Annotated in this window: 1 protein-coding gene; it reads left to right on the forward strand. The window is 57.4% G+C overall.

Annotation, left to right across the window (positions count from 1 at the left end; translation table 11 throughout):
- Nucleotides 1–61: 61 nt before the first annotated feature.
- Nucleotides 62–1,222 (forward strand): IS30 family transposase, encoded by a 1,161-nt coding sequence (locus JMY24_RS38045; protein ID WP_128594367.1) that lies wholly within the window; start codon nucleotides 62–64, stop codon nucleotides 1,220–1,222.
- Nucleotides 1,223–1,229 lie beyond the last annotated feature (7 nt).

Below are 1,229 nucleotides of genomic sequence, written 5' to 3' on the forward strand. Positions count from 1 at the left end.
GGCGGATTCAACCGGTCGATGCAACACACTGAAGACTGCGCAAGCAGCAGGAGTGTTGCACATGAAGCAGAGACGCCGGATTTATTACAGTGAGACGCAGAAAGCGCTGATGTGGGAACGTTGGCGCAACGGCGAATCTCTGCAGAAGATCGCCCAGCTCTTTGATCGTAACCACTCGTCGGTTCAGGGGATTCTGGCTGAGACAGGCGGGATCCAGCCGCCACAAAGGCACCGCTCTGGATTGGCGTTGACGCTGGAGGAGCGCGAAGAGATCTCGCGAGGGCTTGTGGCTGACGATTCGATCCAGTCAATTGCAAAAAGACTTTCGCGAGCGCCTTCCACCATCTGTCGTGAGATCAAACGTAACAGCGGACCAGACGGTTACCGGGCGACCTACGCCGATCAGCTTGCATGGGATCGGGCACAGCGTCCCAAAGCCTGTAAACTGGTTGAGCACCGGATGCTGGCGCACATCGTGGCAGGCAAGCTCCAACTGCAGTGGTCACCGCAGCAGATTGCCGGATGGCTCAGGCGTGCATACCCAGACGACGAGGACTACCACGTGTCCCACGAGACCATCTATCGCAGTCTCTTCATACAGGCTCGTGGTGCCTTGAAGAAGGAATTGCTGGAACACTTGCGGCGCACCCGGGCCATGCGTCGTTCGCGCCACCATACGCAGAAAACTGACGATCACGGGAGAATTCGGGACACGGTATCGATCAGCGAACGCCCTGCGACCGTTGAAGACCGGGCGGTACCGGGCCACTGGGAAGGTGATCTGCTGTGCGGCAGCGGGAGCAGCCAGATCGCGACGCTGGTTGAGCGTCAGACACGCTATGTCATGCTGGTCAAGATAGCCAGCAAGGATAGCGAAACGGTCATCAATGCGCTCATCAAACATGCCAGTAAGTTGCCGCAGGAACTCTACAAATCGCTGACATGGGACCGGGGAACGGAAATGGCTGGGCACGAACGTTTCACCGTCGCCACTGACATCCAGGTCTACTTCTGCGACCCCCAGCATCCATGGCAACGTGGATCGAACGAAAATACAAATGGGCTGTTAAGGCAGTACTTCCCGAAAGGCACCGACCTGTCAGCGTATTCGCAGGCTAAGCTCAATGCCGTGGCAAGACGATTGAACGAGCGTCCGAGAAAGACGCTGGGCTACGAAACGCCTGCCGAACGGTTCCAGCAAACTATTGCATCGACCGGTTGAATCCGCC

The sequence above is a fragment of the Paraburkholderia kirstenboschensis genome, from assembly GCF_904848585.1.
GTDB classification, from domain to species: Bacteria; Pseudomonadota; Gammaproteobacteria; order Burkholderiales; family Burkholderiaceae; genus Paraburkholderia; species Paraburkholderia kirstenboschensis.